The organism is Nocardia fusca NBRC 14340, from assembly GCF_001618425.1.
GTDB lineage: Bacteria > Actinomycetota > Actinomycetes > Mycobacteriales > Mycobacteriaceae > Nocardia > Nocardia fusca.
Genome location: NZ_BDCU01000038.1, coordinates 126,453 through 145,304, shown reverse-complemented (window position 1 = coordinate 145,304; position 18,852 = coordinate 126,453). Strand labels below are relative to the sequence as shown.

The window sequence follows — 18,852 nt, the reverse complement described above, 5'->3', positions numbered from 1 at the left end:
GAGGTAGGTGACCAGCGGTCGCCGGGAATTAGGCGTGGAGGTTATGTGGTGGACCGGGTAGTCGAGATAATCGGCGAGAGCGACTGGGAAGACCAGGATTTATTGACCCACGACGAGGCCGGGGAGCGGCTACGCGCGGAGGTCGCCGACAGTGAAGCGCGGATCGCGGCGCTCGAGAATGCGGACGCCGTCGATACTGCTGAACTGGAGCGCGAACGGGTGCGCCTGGATCTGATCAAGTCTCGGCTCGGGGAGATCGACGAAGCCCTGGCCGCGGCCGGCCGGAAGCAGAGCGGCTCCGGCGATATCGAATCGGAGAGCGCGATGCACGTGGGCGAGTTCGACCATCGGGGTCGGTGAGCGATTGCCGGCAGCAGTGTGACCGAGTTTCGTCGCACTCCAGATTTTCCGCGCGGCGGTGTCGCGCGGCCACCGAGGAGGAATCCCATCACCGACGAAGTGACGACGGAGGAGGCCGGCGGCGTCCTCACGATTACCCTCTTCCGTCCCGAGGCCAAGAACGCGATGACGCACAGTGCCGCTGAACAGATCGCGGCGGCTGTGGATGAGTTGGACCGACGCGAAGATCTCGTCGTGGGCATCATTACAGGCGGGGGCGGAACATTCTGCTCTGGAATGGATCTCAAAGATTTCGTGCGCGGGTCGCTGCCGGTTGTCCCAGGGCGAGGATTCGCCGGAGTTACCGAACGACCGCCGAGTAAACCATTCATCGCTGCTGTCGAGGGCTGGGCGCTGGCCGGTGGATGTGAGCTGGCGCTCGCCGCGGACATCGTCGTTGCCGCACGGACTGCGCGCTTCGGGCTGCCGGAGGTGAAGCGTGGCCTTGTTGCCGCGGCGGGGGGATTACTGCGGCTGCCGTCGGCGGTCGGGTACTCGCGGGCCATGCTGATGGCATTGACCGGGGATCCCGTCACCGCCGAGGATGCTGCGCGCGATGGCTTGGTGACTGTGCTGACCCAGGAGGGGCAGGCATTGCCCGAGGCGATGTCGATCGCGCAGCGAATCGCTGGGAACGGGCCGTTGGCCGTTCGTGCGACGAAGCAGGTGATGGCGGCCCGGCTCGGCATCGATTCCGCAGCCTTCCGGGCCCAGCGGGTCATCACAGACCCGGTTATCACGTCCCGCGATGCCACCGAAGGGGCACGTGCCTTCGCGGAAAAGCGGGCCCCTGCGTGGTCCGCGCGCTGAGTCGCGCTGAGCAAACCGAAAGGACGGAGAAACTGCGAATGACACTGCGGAATCAAGCCATTCTCATTACCGGTGGAGCATCCGGGCTCGGCTTGGCCACTGCCAGGGCGGCAGTTGAGGCAGGCGCCTATGTCACAGTGGCGGATCTGCCACGAGACGACATGGCGAAGGTCCTCGCGGCGCTCGGTGACAATGTACAGTTCGTCGTTGCCGATGTTACCGACGCTGCGGCCGTGCTCGCTGCGGCGGAGAAGGCCGCCGAACCGGCGGCGTTGCGTTCGGTTGTGCACACGGCCGGCCGCGGAGGGCCGGTGCGGTTCATCGACCGCGACGGCAAACCGGGTGATTCATTGCTGTTCGAGCGGGTTGTTCGCACCAATCTGGTAGGAACCTTCAATGTCATCGGGGCCACGGCGTCGGTGATGGCCCGGAACGAGGTTGTCGAGGGCGAGCGCGGATCGATCGTTCTGACCGGTTCGGTTGCCGCATTCGAGGGGCAGATCGGGCAGACCGGGTACGCGGCCTCGAAGGCGGGTGTGGTCGGTCTGACTCTGGTCGCTGCGCGGGATCTGGCATCGAAAGGTATCCGTGTCAATTGCGTTGCACCCGGGATCATGGATACCCCGATGCTCGGGCGAGTGGCGGGTGAGGCACGGCGTCGGCTCGAGGACACGGTCACCTTCCCGAAGCGGCTCGGCCATCCGGACGAGTTCGCCTCCCTGGCAGTCGCGTTGCTCGAGAATCGCTATCTCAACGGGGAGACCATCCGGTTGGACGGTGCGATCCGGATGGCACCGCGGTAGGAGCACCCATGGATCTCATACATGACGAGGAGCATGAGCGTTTCCGGACGGAAGTCCGAAACTGGCTCGATGCCAACAAACCGCCGTTGCCTATGCCGCACGGGGAATCACCGGAAGGCATAGATGAACACAAACGGTGGGAAAGGCTGCTTTTCGAGGCCGGTTTCGCCGCTGTCACCTGGCCGCGGGAGTACGGCGGCCGGGAACTGGATCTGTGGCATTGGCTGATATTCGAGGAGGAATTCTTTCGTGCGGGATTGCCGCAACGACTCAGCACCAATGGAATGAGCCTGCTGGCGCCTGCGCTCATCGAATACGGTACCTCGGACCAGAAAGACCGTTACCTCCGTCGGATGGCATCCCTGGAGGACATGTGGTGTCAGGGATGGTCCGAGCCCGAAGCAGGTAGCGATCTGGCGTCCCTGCGATCTGTGGCACGGCGTGACGACGAGGCGGCCGGATGGCGTTTGCACGGACGGAAGACGTGGTCGACACGCGGTGTCTTCGCCAATAGACTTTTCGGCTTGTTCCGAACCGGGGATGCCGATGGTCGCCACCGTGGATTGACGTACTTTCTGGTCGATCTCGACCAGCCGGGAGTGACCGTGAGCGCGGTCGGCAAGATGGATGGACAGCCGGGGTTTTCGGAGATCACCTTCGACGGTGCCTTCGTATCGGATGCCGATGTTCTCGGTGGAGTCGGCGCGGGATGGCAGGTGGCGATGATGACGGCGGGCAACGAGCGAAGCCTGTCGCTACGCAGCCCAGGACGGTTCACCGCTGCTGCCGAACGTCTTGTGGGCCTGCATCACGAAGCACCGGAGTGGATCCGGCAGGACCGTACGATCCAGCAGCGTGTTGTCGATGTCTGGATGCGTGCGCGCGAGTACGCACTGAGCACCGACATGGCAGTGACGGGAATCCTGCAGGGGCACAAGATCGGTGCCGAGTCCAGTCTGAGCAAAGTGTTCTGGTCCGAGCTGGATATCGAACTCCACGAGACCGCGATGGTGATATTGGACGGCAGGGCGGATCGGGAGAGTCGCTGGACCGAGGACTATCAGTTCTCGCTCGCGGGACCGATCTATGCGGGGACCAACGAGATCCAACGCACGATCATCGCCGAGCGAGTGCTGGGTCTACCGAGAAAGTGAAGACATGAATTTCGGATTCAGCGACACCCAATTCGAACTCGCGGGAGCGCTCGACGAAGTCCTGGCCGACATCTGTGGTCCGGGCGTGCTGCGTGCCGAATGGGAGAACCCGGGCAGTCGGCTGCCCGCGATCTGGACATCGCTCGGTGAACTGGGCCTCCTCGGTCTTGTTGTACCTGAGGATGCCGGCGGCCAGGGTGCGGCATGCGTCGATGTCGCGCTGATGTTCGAGAGGTGCGGTCGGCACGCGGTTCCCGGACCACTCGTCGAACACATTGTCGTTGTCGCACCGGCGGTGGGGGGCGAGGATCCAGCCGCCTTGTTGCCCGGCCTACTGGCCGGGACGACGATCGCCACCGCGGCCGAGCCCGGGCGTGACGAGGTCCGCTGGGCTGTGGAAAGTTCGGCCGTCCTCATGCCCGGAGCGGCGGGGTGGGTTTTGGCTGAGCGTCCGGAGGCACTCCCGGCGCAGCGTAGCGTCGATCGATCGGTCACCTACGGCACAATCACCCTCGGAGAGGCCGGGGTCACTCCGCTCGACGGCTACACGTTTTCGCCCGCGATTGAACGTGCGGCCGCCGTGGCGGTGTCCGCTCAGTTGATCGGAATCGCGGGCCACCTCATCCGATCCACGGTCGCCTATGTGAGGCAACGACATCAGTTCGGCGTTCCGATCGGTACCCAGCAGGCAGTAAAACACAAACTGGCCGATGCGGTCATTGCCCTCGAACACGCCCGCCCGGCCGTATACGCCGCAGCCTGGCAGGTGGATCATGATGGCGCCACGGCGCGGCGTGACGTCAGCCATGCCCGCGTGACGGCCGCGGAGGCGGCGTATCTGGCTGCGCGGACGGCGCTTCAATGTCACGGTGCAATTGGCTATACCTGGGAACATGATCTGCACCTGTGGTTCAAGCGAGTTCTCGCCTTGTCGACGGCCTGGGGAAGTATGAAGTTCCATCGGGATATTCTGTTGCGCGAAATCCTCGGGCAGGAGGCCTCGGCAACCTCGGCCTCCCCGCCAATGGCAAATGGACAGTCGCACGGTCGGTGATGTCGGCCTGCTCCGGATAGCAGTATGGGCGAGCCGGCCACACGTATGTGTATTGTCTCGCCTCTGGCCTTTCGTACCCGCGCACAGTATCCTGGATTCACACCGCGCGGCGCTGATCATGTTCATATGCCGGGGGCGAATACGTCAGCACGTGCGATGTGAGCAGCCGCCGAGGATTCGACGGATACGGTCGCGTTCGCAGTATGGGCGGGCGCCCCGACAGGCGTGAGGAGAGGTCGGAATGGGAAAACTCGACGGAAAGGTGGCATTGATCACCGGTGCAGCGCGAGGCCAAGGGCGCTCGCACGCCGAACGTCTCGCTGAGGAGGGCGCCGACATAATCGGTGTCGATATCTGCGAGCAGATCGACACTGTTACCTATCCGATGGCCACGTCGGAAGATCTCGAGGAGACGGTACGTCTGGTCGAGCAGCGCGGGCGTCGTATGGTCGCACAGGCCGTCGATGTCAGGAATGCCCCGGCGTTGAAATCCGCGGTCGCGGCAGGGGTCGCGCAGCTGGGCCGGCTCGATATCGTTCTGGCGAACGCGGGCATCATGTTCCAGGGGCTGTCTCCCGGTCGTGATGACGAGGCATTCCGCGACGCGGTCGAAGTGATGCTGGTGGGTGTGTGGAACACCATCCAGGCGGCGCTGCCTACGCTCGAACGGCAGGGCGAGGGCGGTTCGATTGTCATCACCAGCTCTGTGAATGGGTTGAAGGGGATGGTGGCCGGCACTAATGGCGGAAACTTCGGGTACGCGGCGGCGAAACACGGAGTCGTAGGACTTATGCGGATGTACGCCAATTACCTTGCACCACAAAGTATTCGGGTTAATACTATCCATCCGACCGGTGTGGATACCCCGATGCTCGCGGGTTTCGCCGAGTCGATGGCGACAGCCAATCCCGCACTTGCTGGAGGATTGGGTAATCCACTTCCCGTCCAATTGATCGAGTCTCGGGATGTGAGCAATGCGATCGCTTGGCTGGTCTCGGACGAGGCTCGTTATGTCACGGGTGTCACGCTTCCGGTGGACGCCGGAGCCTGCGTGAAGTAGATGTTTGTCGCGGTGCATCCGCCGTTGTCTGCACGTGGTTCGGGTGCCGGTTCGAATATTGCGCCGGCGTCTCCGTAGGAATGAGGGTGCTCGGTCTCGCGTGGGACGCGGACTTTCCGGCGAATGCGAGAGTCTCACGCGACAAATGCCGCATCGTGCCGTCTGCTGCTGGTCAGGTACATAGTATCCAGGATTCAATTATTGCGGAAACTCTTGACGGGCGCACATGATGACGGTTAAGCATGACGCTATGAAGCTCTCCGCGCAGCTGCGCTACATCCATCATCCCTTGGAAAACGCCAGGATCGCACTGGAACTCGAACAAGCGGGGGTGGACGTGGTCTGGGTGCCCGAGGCGTACAGCTTCGATTCGGTGAGTCTGCTCGGGTTCATGGCTGCGCGGACCGAGCGGATCGAGATCGCATCCGGGATCCTGCCGGTGTTCGGCCGGAGTCCGGCCGTCATCGCACAGACAGCGGCGGGCTTGGATGCGCTGTCCGGGGGGCGGTTCGTACTCGGGCTGGGCGCTTCGGGCCCGCAGGTGGTGGAAGGGTGGCACGGCGTTGCGTACGACCGCCCACTCGGCCGTACCCGCGACGTGGTCCAGATCTGCCGGAAGGTCTGGAGTCGTGAGGTCCTGGTGCACGAGGGGATCTACCGGATGCCGCTGCCCGTGGGCGAGGGCACGGGACTCGGCAAGCCGCTCAAGCTCATCAATCATCCCGAGCGGGAGCGAATCCCGATCTGGCTCGCGGCGCTGGGGGACAAGAACGTCGAGCTCGCCGCGGAGGTCGCAGAGGGCTGGCGCCCCCACATTTTTCTGCCCGAGAAAGTGGGCGAGATCTGGGGTGCCTCGCTCGCGGCGGGCCGGGCCAAGCGTGCTGCGGATCTGGGGCAGTTGCAGATCGCTGCCGGTGGCGTCCTCGCCATCGAAGAGGAGATGTACGAGGCCGCATGGCGTCAGGCCAGGGGGACCACGGCGCTCTACGTGGGCGGCATGGGCGCCAAAGGCAAGAACTTCTACAACGCTATGGTTGTGCGCTATGGGTTCGCGGAGGCTGCGGCTTCGGTGCAGGACCTCTACCTGAGCGGTCGAAAGGCCGAGGCGGAGGCAGCGCTGCCGGCCGATCTGATGCAGCGAACCAACCTGATCGGCTCTCCGGGGTTCGTGCGTGAACGCATCGCGGCGTTGCGCGAGGTCGGCGTGACGCATCTGCACGTAAATGTCGTGGCGACGGACACTGGCAAGGTGCTCGAGACCGTGAAGGAATGGATCTCGTGACAGGTGGTTCGCCGGCCGGTTTTGTAGCGGGCGCGCGGACAAACGTCTATGCTGTCGGCCATCGGGTGAGTGCTGATGAGCCATAAGAAGCTCGCATAGCATATCCTGGATACATGTCGGTCAGTCGTAGCCCGAAAAGGCGTGGCAAGCTCAGCCCACCGGGGAGCGGAAGCAATTCGGGTCGGATCGTCGACCGGATCACCCAGGATCTGCGCGAACTGATTCTGGAACACAAGATCGCCCCGGGGACGGTGCTCATCCAGACCGAATGGGCCGAGAAACTTCGGGTGAGCAGGACTCCGCTCCGGGAAGCGTTCCGGATACTCGAGCAGGACGGCTTGGTTCGTGTTTCCAACGGGAACCGGACGGTTCAGGTAGTCCAGTTCTCGGATCGGGAACTGAGGGACGTATACGAGGTGCGTGAAGTTGTCGATGGACTGGCGGCGCGTCTGCTCGCCATCGAGGGGTTGACCCCCGATCTCGACGTCGAACTCGCCGGTCTGCTGGAAACGATGGAGTCCTCGGCCGCTCCCTTCGATCCTGTTGTCTGGTTCTCGGCACACACGGCCTTCCATCTCCGCATCGCGGAGTCGTGTGGGAGCACGCGGGTGCGTCAGCAAGCGAGCTTGATCAAGATGACAAGCTTCTCATTGCATTCCTTCCTCGCGGAGTTGCCGCCGGTGGGCGGGAAACTTCAGCACATCCTCGAGGTCGCCGGCCGTCAACACCGTGCAATCTTCGACGCGCTGCGCAGTGGCAGCGGAGATCTCGCCGAGATGGCGGCCTGCGGCCATATTCGAACCACCTTGCAATCCGATCTCATTGCCGGCGCGACCGCCCGGGCGGATGCGCAAGTGGTTTGACGGTGCTCGGACCTGGAGCATCCCGAATGCCGACTGTGCGGCAGCCATTCGACGTGGCGATTTCGGCATGCTTCCAGTGCTTCTGAATGTCCGCAAGTGACGGTGAGTTCGAAGAAGCAGTAAGACCGGCAGCCGCGACCACGTAGGTTTCGCTCCCGCGTAACCGCCGGGGTGTTTCCAGCCGAACAGGTTGTATCCTGGATTCATGACTGAAGAGAATTCGCCCGGTGCCGAGACCGGCGGTGTACGGTACGACGTTGTCGACGGTGGGGTCGCGCTGGTTCGGATGAGTCGTCCGGAGTATCGGAACGCGCAGAACAGCGCTATGACGTACGCGCTCGATGACGCCTTCTATCGGGCTGCCGCGGATGACCGAGTGAAGGTGATTGTGCTGGCCGGCGATGGCAAGCATTTCTCGGCGGGCCACGATATCGGCACGCCGGATCGAGATATCGACAAACCTTTCGATCGTCGCGCAACGCTGTGGTGGGATCACAGTGACAAAAAGGGGGTAGCGAGCCGCTATGCCCGGGAGTCGGAGGTGTACCTCGGAATGTGTCGCCGCTGGCGCGAGATTCCGAAACCGACGATCGCGATGGTGCAGGGCGCGTGTGTTGCGGGGGCGCTCATGCTGGCTTGGTCTTGCGATCTGGTCATTGCCTCGGACGACGCGTTCTTCGCCGACCCCACGGTGCGGATGGGCATTCCCGGCGTCGAATACTTTGCGCACCCATGGCAGATGGGCCCTCGATTCGCCAAGGAGTTCCTGTTCCTGGGGGAGCGGGTCGATGCCGCGGCGGCGCAGCGGCTGGGAATGATCAACAGGGTCGTGCCGCGTGCCGAACTCGAGTCGAGCGTGCTGGACATGGCCAAGCGTATTGCCGCGATGCCGCAGCTGGGACTCGCGCTCGCCAAGCGGGCCGTCAATCAGTGTGAGGATTTGATGGGACTGCGCGACGGAATGGATTCGGTGTTCGGATTGCACCACGTTGCGCATGCGCACAACGCGGAGATGGGCCTGGATTCGCTCGCCGGCCATGATGCGCGCAGCATGCGAGACGCGGCCGGCCGGCGGTAGGGCATTCGTCCGCGCATGCCCGGGCGGACGATCTCGCTTCGGCCGGCGGGATGGTATCCTGGATGCAGAATGCTCGTGGTTGTCGGTCCGCGGCCTGTGCCGAACTTGGAGGAACGTCATGCAGTTACGTGTCGGATCGCGGTGGCGGAGTGCCGTGGACGAGACCCAGGTGGTTGTCATCCGTGCACCCGAAGGTGAGGTCGAGGTCACCTGTGGTGGCTACTCACTGGTCGCTGTGGATGCGGAGATCACCCCGGGGCTCTCCATTGCCGAGGGGCACGGGGGTGGGACGGTGCTGGGCAAGCGTTACATCGATCCGGAAACCGGCGTGGAATTGCTCTGCAGCAAGGCGGGTGCCGGTGCACTCTTCGTGAACGGGGAGAAGCTTCAGCTCAAATCCGCCAAGCCGCTCCCGGCGTCCGACTGAACAAGGGGCAATGTCATGAATATCGCGATGCTGGTCGACATCGCCGCCGAGACGGGTGGAGACCGGGTCGTCCTCGGGGACCCCGAGGACGGAACAACCTATGCCCAGCTGCGCGACCGCGTCCGTCGAGCCGGGGGGTTCCTGGCTCGGCGGCGGGTCGGCACCGTGGTGATGATCGGTGTGAACTCCGAGCTTCTCCCGATCGCATTGTTCGGGTCTGCGGTGGCAGGCTGCTCGTTCAGTCCGCTGAACTACCGCTGGTCGGACGCCGGCTTGCTCGCGGCGGTCCGCAGGTTGACCCCAGCGGTCGTCCTCGTCGACGACGATATGATGCCGCGCTTCGAATCGTTGCTCGGCGAGGACGGGGTCGAACTGATCGCCCGCTCGAGGTTCCTGGCCGAGGTCGTCACCGCGGAGCCGGTCGAGGCTACGGGTGAGCCGGAGTGCCCCGCTGTCCTGCTGTTCACGAGTGGCACGTCGGGTACGCCGAAGGTCGCGGTCCTGACACATCACAATCTGAGCTCCTACATCTTCGGGAGCGTCGAGCTCATGTCGGCGGGGGAGGGGGACGCTCAGCTCAGTTGTCTGCCGCCCTATCATGTCGGCGGGATCGTGAATCTGCTCAGCACACTGTTCAGCGGCCGCCGGATCGTGCAGCTCCCCGCTTTCGATCCCCGCACCTGGATCGACACCGTACGCAGCCTGAAGGTCACCCACGCCACCGTCGTCCCCACGATGGTCTCGCGGATCGTGGAACTTCTCGCCGTGGACGGTGGTGGGCTGCCCAGCCTGCGCAATCTCTCCTACGGCGGCGGTCGTATGCCCCGGCCGGTCCTCGAGCGTGTAATGGCCTTGCTCCCGGAGACGGGTTTCGTGAACGGCTATGGCCTTACCGAGACGAGTTCCACGATCACGGTGCTGGGCCCGGAGGATCATCGTCTCGCGCAAACGTCGGAGGACCCGGCGGTCCGCGCGCGGTTGGGATCGGTCGGCCGGGCGCTACCGACGGTCGAGTTGTCGGTGCGCGACCCCGACGGCAGACCCGTGCCGGAGGGCACGACGGGCGAGCTGTGGGTCCGGGGCGAGCAGGTCTCCGGGCGCTACGTCGACAATGACTTGCCCGGCGATGACGGCTGGTTCCATACCAATGACGCGGCGTGGATGGACGCGGAGGGCTACGTGTTCGTCGAGGGCAGGCTCGACGACGTGATCGTGCGTGGTGGCGAGAACATTTCTCCCGGTGAGGTCGAGGACGTATTGCTCGATCATCCGGAGGTCGCGGACGCGGGTGTGATCGGACTCCCGGACGACGACTGGGGTGAGCGGGTAGTGGCCGCTGTGGTGCCGGTCCAGGGGCGGACGCCGGATCCCGCCTCGCTGCAGGACTGGGTACGCGAACGGCTGCGCTCCAGTAAGACGCCGTCGACGATCGCTCTCGTGGATTGCCTGCCGTACAACGACAACGGCAAGCTCATGCGGCGCTCGCTCAAGAGCGGTCTCGCGGAGACCGCCGACAGCTGAACTCGGGCGGACTCCGTCGGGAGCCGCACGCGTCCCCATGCCTCGAAAGCGCTGGGGTATCCGCGTCGACAGGAAGAACAGGGCACCCAGAAGAATTGTATCCTGGATGTATTTTACGGAGGTGGAGACTGCTATGCGTACAGACGGCAATCCGGACGGGGGAAGTCGACGATGAAAGTCCTGGACGGTGTCCGTGTGGTCGAGATGGCCTCGTACCTGTTCGTTCCCGCCGCCGGCGCAATCCTTGCGGAGTGGGGCGCGGACGTGGTCAAGATCGAACATCCCGAACGTCCCGATCCGCAGCGGAGCTTGGTGATCGCCGATATGAGCGTCGGAGACGAGCCTTTCGAGCCGCTGATGCAGCAGACCAACCGCGGCAAGCGCAGCGTCGGGCTCGACGGTGGCACGCCGGCGGGCTACGAGGTCCTCCGCAAGCTGGTGAGCGGGGCGGACGTATTTCTCACCAACCTGCTGCCCGAGAGCCGTCGCAGGCTGGGGGTGGATGTCGACGACATCAGAGCGATGAACCCGGATATCGTCTACGTGCGGGGGAGCGGCTACGGTCCCGTCGGTGCGGACAGCGTGATGCCCGGCTTCGACGGAACCACCTTCTGGGCGCGCGGCGGCGCGGCGGACAACCTCACACCGGGCGGGGCGCTACAGCCGACACCGATGCGGCCCGCGCTCGGTGATCTGCCCGGCGCCACATCGGTGGCCGGTGCGGTCGCGGCGGCGCTGTTTCACCGCGAGCGTACCGGCGAGCCCCCGCTTGTCGACGTATCTCTGTTGAACGTCGCGGTCTGGGGCAACTCTCCGGCGATCATTGCCTCCGCGGTCCGCGGCGAACAGATCCCCAAAACGGCGCGCGAGGATAATTCCAACCCGTTGTCGCTGGCGTACCGCACGAAGGACGACCGCTTCGTCAAGCTTTCACTGTTCCAGTCGGACCGCTACTTCGAGAAGCTGTGCGAGGGCCTAGGCGCACCCGGGATTGCTTCGGATGCAAGGTTCGCCGACTCGGCGGCGCGCGCCGCGAACCGGCAGGCGTGCACCGCGGCGTTCGACGCCGTATTCGGCAGCATGCCCCTCGCCGAGATCGAATCGCGGCTGGCGGACCTCGGCGGGCCGTGGTCGCGAGTACAGAACACCTACGAGGTCGGCCGGGATCCGCAGGTCCTGGCAAACGGCTACCTGACCGAGGTCGATGTGGACGGCCGGAAGATTCCGGTCGCGGCTTCCCCGTGGCAGTTCGGCGAGACCCGGTACCCGCTCCGCGCCGCACCCGGCCACGGGGAGCACACGGACGAAGTCCTGCTCGAGTTGGGATTGGAGTACGAGGAGATTCTCGAGCTGAAGGTCTCCGGCAGCGTCATGTAGTCGATCATCCCGGGCAAAGACCCAGTTCCGTCTCGACGTCCGGGTGATCACCTCGTGCATATCCCGGAGATCGTCCGCACCGACGGGCGCCACCTCGACCGGCGGTCGCTCACAGTGCGAACGAGTCCCTGCGGCGAATCGGCCCTCGAACCCGGTCAACCACCGATTGTGCCGTCGTTCGTTGTTCCGAGTCCGCGTAGGATCACATCGACCATCCGGCGAAGCATCGGCTCCCGGCGGGCGTCGGTCGGTAACGCCCTGTAGACAGCCACTGTGAGGCGCGCGAGCAGATCCGAGTCGACGTCAGGCGCCAGAATGCCCTCTTCCTTGCCTGCGGCGATGAGCTGATCCAACTTCGTCAGTGCGCGATGGAGAGCATCTGTTATCGCACCGGGAGGGGTCGAGTACACCATAACCAAACTCGCTGCGGCTGCGGACAAATCAGGATCGATCATTACCCGAAGCAACGTCTCCCGGGCCGAACACCCGGACTGCTGAGCGCATTCGATCTGCGAAACCGTTCGATCGTAGTGCCATACGACCATCGCTTCGAGTAAGGCGGCGCGTGTTGGATATGACTTGTATACGGTCCCCTTGCTCACCCCGGCCAGCTTGGCTACGTCATCCATAGTCGTTGCAGCACCGAGGCGCTGAAAAGCCTCGCGTGCTGCTCGTTGTACGCGCTCCCTGTTGGCTCTCGCGATTTCGCCTTGCGTCATCGTCACCTCCCCGACCGAAACTACCGTAGCAACACACCGGGTCGATCGACAGTTGCGCCGATCTTCTGTCCGGGTAAAACCGCGGGTCCGGAATTCCGGCGGCGGCGGGCGCAGCCGGCCGGCGGTCGGGTCTCTGCTCTGTCGAGCCGACCCGCGCACAGCCCGGTTTCCGATCATTCGCCGGATGGCGGTTCACCGCCACCGCGGCGAAACCGTACCGGAAATCGATTCCGCAGGTGGATTCCGGAACACACTTCGGCGGTATCCGGTGAACCGGTTCGCCGACCGCGTGGCCCCAGTCCACCCCGGGTGGCGACCTGCACAAACTCATAGTTGACGCACAGCGTCAACTATGGTTGTGTGTTGCAGGACACACACATTTGTGGCAGACGGGTAGCGCGCCTATCGCAGCCGAGTCATGACTCCGCGCCCGTCGTACTCGAGGAAGAATCATCCGTGAAAAAGCAATTACATCTCGCAGGTTTCGTCGAGGCATCTCACCTGTCGCACAGCCAAGCGACGTGGAAGAATCCGCGAACGTCCAGAGATTTTCTACGCCCGGAGTACTACCAGCATCTCGGTCGAGTCCTCGAGCAGGGCAAGTTCGACCTCATGTTCTTCGGTGACAGCCTGAGTGTCCCGTCTCGCTATGCGGGCAGTATCGAGGCTGCACTTCGCTATGGCATCTCCGGTGCTGTGGATCTGGATCCACGAGTCGTGCTGCCCATGGTTGCCGCTGTCACCGACAAACTGGGTTTGGTTGCGACCTCCTCGACAACATATTTTCACCCCTTCGATGTAGCTCGGCTGTTCGCCACTCTCGACCATTTGACGGCCGGACGAGTCGGGTGGAACGTGGTCACATCGGTGGGCAAGTCCGAGGCGGCCAACTTCGGGTTCGAACAACATTTGGAGCACGACGAACGCTACCGGCGGGCGGACGAGTTCATCAGCGTCGCATACAAATTGTGGACCAGTTGGCAGCCCGGCGCACTGTGGTACGACCGGGAACGTTCCATATTCGCGGACCCTGAGGGGGTCGCGCCCATCGATCACGACGGCGACTATTTCAAAGTCGAGGGACCGCTGACGGTTCCGCGGTCGCCCCAGGGCCGCCCCGTGATTCTGCAGGCCGGAGCGTCGCCGAGCGGACGTGCGTTTGCGGCACGATGGTCGGAGGTCATCTTCACCGTGAACCCGGACGCAGCGGGGCGTCGTCAGTTCTACGATGACATGAAAACGCGTGTATCGAACTTCGATCGAGACCCCTCGCAGGTCCAGGTTCTTCCCGCTTTCATGCCGATCGTGGGTGAAACCGAAGCCATCGCGATCGAGCGCATGCAGCATCACAACTCGCTTCTCGACCCCGAAGCGGGATTGGTCATGATGTCGTTCCTGCTCGACTACGACTTCTCGAAACATGACCTCGACCAGCCGGTGGGCGATATCGACGTGCCCGGTATCCAGGGTTTGTTCCAAGTCGTACAGCAGCTGTCGTCGACCAAGAACAACACGTTGCGTGACGTGGCCAAAAGTTTTGGCGCATCCCAGCTGTGCCCACTTCTGGTGGGAACAGGGGCGCAAATCGCCGATGAAATCGAGCAGATGCTCGCCAATGGCGAACTGGACGGGATGATGATCGTTCCACCGCAGATTCCGGGAGGGTTCGAGGACTTCGTCGCTCTGGTTGTTCCGGAGCTGCAGCGCCGCGGTATCTTCCGCACCGAATACACCGGATCGACACTGCGTGACCATCTGGGGCTCGGGCCGGCGGCCTTCCTGTGAACCCCATCCGCAAATCGCACTCAGGACACTCGCACTCAGGATAACCAGAGGTACCTCCATGAACCCGTCACAAGCCCTTCTCGTCATGCACGCGCAACCTCCTTTGACGGACCTCGCTCCCGATCGCGATTGGCTCGACAATATTGGAGCCGCTATCGAGGCGGCTCGCGCGAGTGACGTATTGACGATATTCGTCGCCGTCGGCTTTCGGTCCGGGTATCCCGAGATGGCCCTCGGCAATCCACGGCGACAAATGTTGGAACCAGGTCAGCTGCTGTTGCGGGGTATCTCCAACTCCTTCGACGCCCAGATCGCGCCGGGGGCCGACGACATCATTGTCGAGACGACTCGGCTCAATGCGTTCGTCGGAACAGATCTCTCGGAGATCCTTCGCTCCCATGGAATCCGGCACTTGACTCTCGCTGGGATATCGACCGGCGGCGTTGTCCTGGCCACTCTGGTCCACGCCTTCGATCATGACTTCGCGACCACTGTCCTCAGTGATGCCTGCGCCGATTCCGACCGTGACACCCACGACACACTACTGAAGCACTTCAGCTCGAACGCGCCGCTCGACGCCACCGTTGTCACCACAGCGGAGTGGACGAACTCGCTCAGGTGACTACCCCGGGACTCGACCGCCGGCGCCTCTGTACGGCCAAGTCCCGGCACTGCCGTCACAACTGGATACCCATCTATTCCTGAATCGACTCTCATATGACGCATGAAACCGAAGTGACCGAGACAGTATCGACGACATCCGACTCGACATCGGTGAATGGTCTGAATCCGTCATCGCTGCGGACTGCGTTCTCGCATATTCCTTTCGCAGTGGTGGCGATCGGCGCGGACACCGGCCTCGAGCGGTTGGTGATGGCGGCCAGTACATTCGTTCCCGTCTCATTGGACCCGCCGCTTGTCTCATTCTGTGTACAGAACGAATCCCGGACATGGCGCGCGCTGGGCGTCCTACCACACCTGGGGATCAGCGTTCTCACCACCGCGCACGACAACGCGGCGCGCACGTTGGCCTCCAAACACGGTGATCGCTTCGTCGACGTGACCACTACGGCACACACGAACGGAGCTCTCTTCATCGACGGATGTGAGCTCTACCTGGATGCCACGGTCGACAATGAAGTCGCCGCCGGCGACCACATGATCGTAGTCCTGCGGGTGAATTCACTCGACTGCGCCGGGCAGGCCGTGAAGAACCATCCGCTGATATTCCACGGAAGCCGGTTTCGGAAGCTCGCTCTGTGACCGACGCCGGGCACAGCACGTACCGGTTTCTTCCGGAACCGCCACATAAGAGGGAGAAATGAGATGACAAGTAGTGGAAAACTACGGGCGCTCCTCGAAGCCGGTCCCGTCCGCGCCGCAAGTTGTTTCGATGCGTTATCCGCTCGACTTGCGGAACTTGCCGGTTTTCAATCGATCCACCTCACGGGATTCGGCGTCGAAGCAACCCAGATCGGTGCCCCGGATATGGGTTTGACTTCCCTGGGCGAGTTGGCGAATCATGCCGGTCGCATTGCGCAGGCTGTATCAGCGCCGATAGTGGCGGACATCGACACTGGCTTCGGCGGCGCCAACAACATCGCCAGGACCATTCGAACAATGGAAGCTTCCGGAGTTGCGGGAGTTCATATCGAGGATCAGGTCTTCCCCAAGCGTTGCCCCACGCTCGATGGACGGGTTGTTGTCTCTTCTGGAGAAGGGGCAGCCCGAATCAGGACTGCTGTCGATGCGCGCGGTAACGAGGATTTCGTCATCATCGCCCGGTCGGATGCCGATATCGAGTCCATCGATGCGGTAATCGAGCGGTGCAACCTCTATCTCGCCGCGGGCGCGGATATGGCGATGCCGACCTTCCTGAATGTTGATGGGACCTCGTACTTCAGCCTCGCGCCGGACGAACAGATGGAGGTTCTCGTTCGCCTCAACGAAGGTATCGAGGGCAAGGTCATGAGCCTCGGCGTCGAGCCACCCAAGGGATACACCATCGCAGATATGGAGAAAGCCGGCTTCGCATTCACCATGTGCGTCGGTCCGCCTCTCGCCGCAGTCGCCAATGCGTTGTCCGATTTATTCTACGAGCTGCAATCCACCGGTTCCGATTCCGGCTACTTCGACCGGAATCCCGGCAAGTATCAGGATACTGTGGCGATAATGCAGGCACTCAAGTTGGACGACTTCATCCAGACGGACGAACGTTACGCTCGCGCGTTCGGAGATGGTCTCACCTGAGCGCATGGAGGCATGATGTCTACGGAATTTCTCGACGGCACCGCGCCTCGCCCTGCTTTCGGGCGCGTCGGCACGGCGGTGGTGTCGTGAGCCGGATTGCCGCCGCGATAGCGGCCATGCGGGCGGGCCGGCCGGTACTGGTAACCGACGACGCGGATCGGGAGAACGAGGGCGATGTCATTATCCCCGCCCACGATGTGACCGCGGAATGGATCGGGTGGACGGTCCGGCACACGTCCGGTCTGCTGTGCGCGCCGTTGACGGGGGCGCGCGCGGACGCGCTCGAGTTGCGGGCGATGGTCGCCGACAATCAAGATCCAAAGCAGACCGCCTATACCGTCACCGTGGATGCGGCGCACGGCATCAGCACCGGCATCAGTGCTGCCGACCGGGCGACCACGCTGCGAACACTGGCCGCGCCCGCGACGACAGCGCACGACCTGATCCGGCCGGGACATGTGCTGCCGCTACGCGCGCGGCCGGGCGGTGTACTGGAACGGCCCGGCCACACCGAGGCCGCTGTCGATCTCTGCACACTGGCGGGGCTTCCGCCGGTCGGGGTCATCGCCGAACTGGTCGCCGATGACGGCTCGATGCTCAGGATGCCGGGTATCGAAGCGCTGGGGGCACAGTACGACCTCCCGGTGCTGACGGTCGCCGAACTGATCGCCTATCGCACGACGCATCCGACGAGGGCTCCGGCCGCAATGCCGCAACGCGTGATTCGTGTCGACGAGTCGGCGATGCCGACCAGGTTCGGGACGTTCCGGGCCATTGGGTATGCGGATCAGCACACCGGGGCCGAACATATCGCGCTGGTCTCGCCTGGCGAACTCGGCCGCCCCGCCCTGGTTCGAGTGCACTCGGAATGCCTCACCGGCGAATCCTTCGCCTCGTTGCGCTGCGAGTGCGGCCCGCAACTCGACGCCGCCCTCCGGCAGATCGCGCGGGCCGGCGGCGCTGTGGTGTACCTGCGTGGGCACGAGGGGCGCGGTATCGGGTTGTTGAAGAAGCTGGCCGCCTACCGGCTCCAGGACGTCGGTTTCGATACCGTGCAGGCGAACCTGGAACTGGACGAACCGGCGGACGGCCGGGAATACGGTGCCGCGGCGGCGATCCTGCATGATCTGGGTGTCGACGCGGTACGGCTGCTTACCAACAACCCGGCCAAGATCGCCGGCCTCGAGGAGTTCGGGATCTCGGTCGTCGAACGTCTCGCACTGCATGCGGGTGTCACATCGGCGAATGTGCGGTACCTCGAAGCCAAGCGGGTTCATATGGGTCATCTGCTGCCGACCGCTGCCGAGACCGCCCGCCCTGATGTGGCAGCGGCCACAGTCCGGGGCCCCGGACTGCGGCCGGCCTCCTCGTGACACGGGGTGCGCGTTATCGCGCAATATTCGCGGACAACATGTCTACAAGCGGCAGCGACCCCCCGTCGGGCTGATTCGGGTTACGCCGCGCCACCGGACTGCGAAGTCGCGGCGATGTCACCCAGGAAGCTATACATCAAATCGTCCGGGCGACGGGCGCTGATCGGCGCTTTGGCCGACCCGAGCACGCCGTTGTCGTAGTTGTAGGACTCCGCACTCTGCGTCACCCAGTCGATCATCACGATCCGGTCGATGATTCGCCATTCCTGACCGCGTTTCTCCAGTTTATCGAGATACCGACCACCCTGGATCAGGTCATAGGGAGAGCCGTTGCCATTGCGTACAGTGTGAAAATTTTGCGAATAGGTTTCCACATCGGCGTGATTGCTGTCGACGAACCGAATCAAACTACCGCCGAGGAAGTGCTGTGTGCGAATAGTGTGCTCCCGCAGGTACGGGATGATCTTCTCGAATACGTCGTAGGCGTTCCCTTCGAAATCGCCATGCCAGTCATGAGCGTCGGGCCAGTAGACAGTTTCGAGTAAGCCTGAATCGAGTCGATCGATGGACTGCGCATAGCGCATCATGCAGTCTCGTATTTTCTCGCGGTCCAACAACTCGGTGAGCAGGTCGTTTGTATTCTGCGTCATGGTGCCATGACCTCCTGGGGCCGAGTAGGGGGCGTACGACTTGGTGTTCTTTGCGGTACCAACCTTGTGCGGGAGTACCGGATCCAGGATACATCTTCCGGAATTTATGCGTCGGTGAATGAGGTTGCTGAATATGGGAATAGGAATGAGCTCATCGCTCAGCGCTCGCGGCGGCTGCCAGCGCGAGTTTGCGCCCAACGAGCGGGCCGAGTTCTGGATGGGCGAGGACGGCCGGATCGGGATGCTC

Annotated in this window: 19 protein-coding genes; 17 read left to right on the top strand and 2 right to left on the bottom strand. The window is 63.3% G+C overall.

Going from position 1 to position 18,852, the window contains the following annotated elements; genetic code table 11:
• Positions 1–48: 48 nt before the first annotated feature.
• From NF4_RS24770 to NF4_RS24715, 12 genes are all read left to right on the top strand, one after another.
• The gene (locus NF4_RS24770; protein ID WP_157120561.1) at positions 49–360 is read left to right on the top strand and encodes a hypothetical protein; all 312 of its coding nucleotides are present in this window, start codon (positions 49–51) and stop codon (positions 358–360) included.
• Positions 361–459: 99 nt separating this feature from the next.
• Positions 460–1,209 carry a crotonase/enoyl-CoA hydratase family protein gene (locus tag NF4_RS24765; protein WP_198165463.1) on the top strand — a complete coding sequence of 250 codons (750 nt, stop codon included), beginning with the start codon at positions 460–462 and terminating at the stop codon, positions 1,207–1,209.
• Positions 1,210–1,247: 38 nt separating this feature from the next.
• A complete protein-coding gene (locus NF4_RS24760) occupies positions 1,248–2,012 on the top strand; it encodes an SDR family NAD(P)-dependent oxidoreductase (RefSeq protein WP_063129773.1) in 765 nt (254 codons plus the stop codon).
• 8 nt (positions 2,013–2,020) lie between these two features.
• Positions 2,021–3,166: an acyl-CoA dehydrogenase family protein gene (locus NF4_RS24755; protein WP_063129772.1), complete on the top strand. Its 1,146-nt coding sequence runs from the start codon at positions 2,021–2,023 to the stop codon at positions 3,164–3,166.
• Between the two features lie 4 nt (positions 3,167–3,170).
• A complete protein-coding gene (locus NF4_RS24750) occupies positions 3,171–4,220 on the top strand; it encodes an acyl-CoA dehydrogenase family protein (protein ID WP_063129771.1) in 1,050 nt (349 codons plus the stop codon).
• Positions 4,221–4,461: 241 nt separating this feature from the next.
• The gene (locus NF4_RS24745) at positions 4,462–5,280 is read left to right on the top strand and encodes a mycofactocin-coupled SDR family oxidoreductase (RefSeq protein WP_063129770.1); all 819 of its coding nucleotides are present in this window, start codon (positions 4,462–4,464) and stop codon (positions 5,278–5,280) included.
• A 250-nt stretch (positions 5,281–5,530) separates the two neighbouring features.
• Positions 5,531–6,562 (top strand): LLM class F420-dependent oxidoreductase, encoded by a 1,032-nt coding sequence (locus NF4_RS24740; RefSeq protein WP_063129769.1) that lies wholly within the window; start codon positions 5,531–5,533, stop codon positions 6,560–6,562.
• 113 nt (positions 6,563–6,675) lie between these two features.
• Positions 6,676–7,425, top strand: a complete 750-nt coding sequence (locus NF4_RS24735) for a GntR family transcriptional regulator (protein WP_063129768.1) — start codon at positions 6,676–6,678, stop codon at positions 7,423–7,425.
• Between the two features lie 205 nt (positions 7,426–7,630).
• The gene (locus NF4_RS24730; protein WP_063129767.1) at positions 7,631–8,503 is read left to right on the top strand and encodes an enoyl-CoA hydratase; all 873 of its coding nucleotides are present in this window, start codon (positions 7,631–7,633) and stop codon (positions 8,501–8,503) included.
• Positions 8,504–8,621: 118 nt separating this feature from the next.
• Complete coding sequence (locus tag NF4_RS24725; protein WP_063129766.1) at positions 8,622–8,930, top strand: hypothetical protein; 309 nt, start codon at positions 8,622–8,624, stop codon at positions 8,928–8,930.
• 15 nt (positions 8,931–8,945) lie between these two features.
• On the top strand, positions 8,946–10,451 hold the full coding sequence (locus NF4_RS24720) for a class I adenylate-forming enzyme family protein (protein WP_063129765.1): 1,506 nt from the start codon (positions 8,946–8,948) through the stop codon (positions 10,449–10,451).
• 171 nt (positions 10,452–10,622) lie between these two features.
• Positions 10,623–11,828 (top strand): CaiB/BaiF CoA transferase family protein, encoded by a 1,206-nt coding sequence (locus tag NF4_RS24715; protein WP_063129764.1) that lies wholly within the window; start codon positions 10,623–10,625, stop codon positions 11,826–11,828.
• A gap of 155 nt (positions 11,829–11,983) precedes the next feature.
• On the opposite strand, the gene NF4_RS36830 is transcribed toward NF4_RS24715, so the two are convergent.
• Positions 11,984–12,547 (bottom strand): TetR/AcrR family transcriptional regulator, encoded by a 564-nt coding sequence (locus NF4_RS36830; protein ID WP_198165462.1) that lies wholly within the window; start codon positions 12,545–12,547, stop codon positions 11,984–11,986.
• Positions 12,548–13,003: 456 nt separating this feature from the next.
• Here NF4_RS36830 and NF4_RS24705 point away from each other — a divergent pair, with 456 nt between their 5' ends.
• The 5 genes from NF4_RS24705 to ribA all read left to right on the top strand — a co-directional run bounded on the left by NF4_RS24705 (position 13,004) and on the right by ribA (position 17,955).
• Positions 13,004–14,332, top strand: a complete 1,329-nt coding sequence (locus NF4_RS24705; protein WP_063129762.1) for an LLM class flavin-dependent oxidoreductase — start codon at positions 13,004–13,006, stop codon at positions 14,330–14,332.
• A 58-nt stretch (positions 14,333–14,390) separates the two neighbouring features.
• The gene (locus NF4_RS24700) at positions 14,391–14,954 is read left to right on the top strand and encodes a cysteine hydrolase family protein (RefSeq protein WP_063129761.1); all 564 of its coding nucleotides are present in this window, start codon (positions 14,391–14,393) and stop codon (positions 14,952–14,954) included.
• Positions 14,955–15,067: 113 nt separating this feature from the next.
• A complete protein-coding gene (locus tag NF4_RS24695) occupies positions 15,068–15,595 on the top strand; it encodes a flavin reductase family protein (RefSeq protein ID WP_439956773.1) in 528 nt (175 codons plus the stop codon).
• 63 nt (positions 15,596–15,658) lie between these two features.
• Entirely contained in the window at positions 15,659–16,582 is a 924-nt protein-coding gene (locus tag NF4_RS24690; protein ID WP_084533424.1) for an isocitrate lyase/PEP mutase family protein, read from the top strand.
• An 86-nt stretch (positions 16,583–16,668) separates the two neighbouring features.
• The gene (ribA, locus tag NF4_RS24685) at positions 16,669–17,955 is read left to right on the top strand and encodes a GTP cyclohydrolase II (protein WP_084533423.1); all 1,287 of its coding nucleotides are present in this window, start codon (positions 16,669–16,671) and stop codon (positions 17,953–17,955) included.
• A gap of 80 nt (positions 17,956–18,035) precedes the next feature.
• Here ribA and NF4_RS24680 read toward each other — a convergent pair whose 3' ends face one another.
• Positions 18,036–18,605, bottom strand: coding sequence for a nuclear transport factor 2 family protein (locus NF4_RS24680; protein WP_063129758.1), 570 nt, complete (start codon positions 18,603–18,605; stop codon positions 18,036–18,038).
• Positions 18,606–18,852: the final 247 nt, after the last annotated feature.

What these genes read in the sequence shown, in the direction of transcription:
- NF4_RS24725 (WP_063129766.1), top strand. Translation starts at nt 8,622, where the DNA reads ATGCAGTTACGTGTCGGATCGCGGTGGCGGAGTGCCGTGGACGAGACC.
- NF4_RS24735 (WP_063129768.1), top strand. Translation starts at nt 6,676, where the DNA reads ATGTCGGTCAGTCGTAGCCCGAAAAGGCGTGGCAAGCTCAGCCCACCG.
- NF4_RS24715 (WP_063129764.1), top strand. Translation starts at nt 10,623, where the DNA reads ATGAAAGTCCTGGACGGTGTCCGTGTGGTCGAGATGGCCTCGTACCTG.
- NF4_RS24755 (WP_063129772.1), top strand. Translation starts at nt 2,021, where the DNA reads ATGGATCTCATACATGACGAGGAGCATGAGCGTTTCCGGACGGAAGTC.
- NF4_RS24750 (WP_063129771.1), top strand. Translation starts at nt 3,171, where the DNA reads ATGAATTTCGGATTCAGCGACACCCAATTCGAACTCGCGGGAGCGCTC.
- NF4_RS24700 (WP_063129761.1), top strand. Translation starts at nt 14,391, where the DNA reads ATGAACCCGTCACAAGCCCTTCTCGTCATGCACGCGCAACCTCCTTTG.
- NF4_RS24720 (WP_063129765.1), top strand. Translation starts at nt 8,946, where the DNA reads ATGAATATCGCGATGCTGGTCGACATCGCCGCCGAGACGGGTGGAGAC.
- NF4_RS24690 (WP_084533424.1), top strand. Translation starts at nt 15,659, where the DNA reads ATGACAAGTAGTGGAAAACTACGGGCGCTCCTCGAAGCCGGTCCCGTC.
- NF4_RS24730 (WP_063129767.1), top strand. Translation starts at nt 7,631, where the DNA reads ATGACTGAAGAGAATTCGCCCGGTGCCGAGACCGGCGGTGTACGGTAC.
- NF4_RS36830 (WP_198165462.1), bottom strand. Translation starts at nt 12,547, where the DNA reads ATGACGCAAGGCGAAATCGCGAGAGCCAACAGGGAGCGCGTACAACGA.
- NF4_RS24740 (WP_063129769.1), top strand. Translation starts at nt 5,531, where the DNA reads ATGAAGCTCTCCGCGCAGCTGCGCTACATCCATCATCCCTTGGAAAAC.
- NF4_RS24745 (WP_063129770.1), top strand. Translation starts at nt 4,462, where the DNA reads ATGGGAAAACTCGACGGAAAGGTGGCATTGATCACCGGTGCAGCGCGA.
- NF4_RS24680 (WP_063129758.1), bottom strand. Translation starts at nt 18,605, where the DNA reads ATGACGCAGAATACAAACGACCTGCTCACCGAGTTGTTGGACCGCGAG.
- NF4_RS24760 (WP_063129773.1), top strand. Translation starts at nt 1,248, where the DNA reads ATGACACTGCGGAATCAAGCCATTCTCATTACCGGTGGAGCATCCGGG.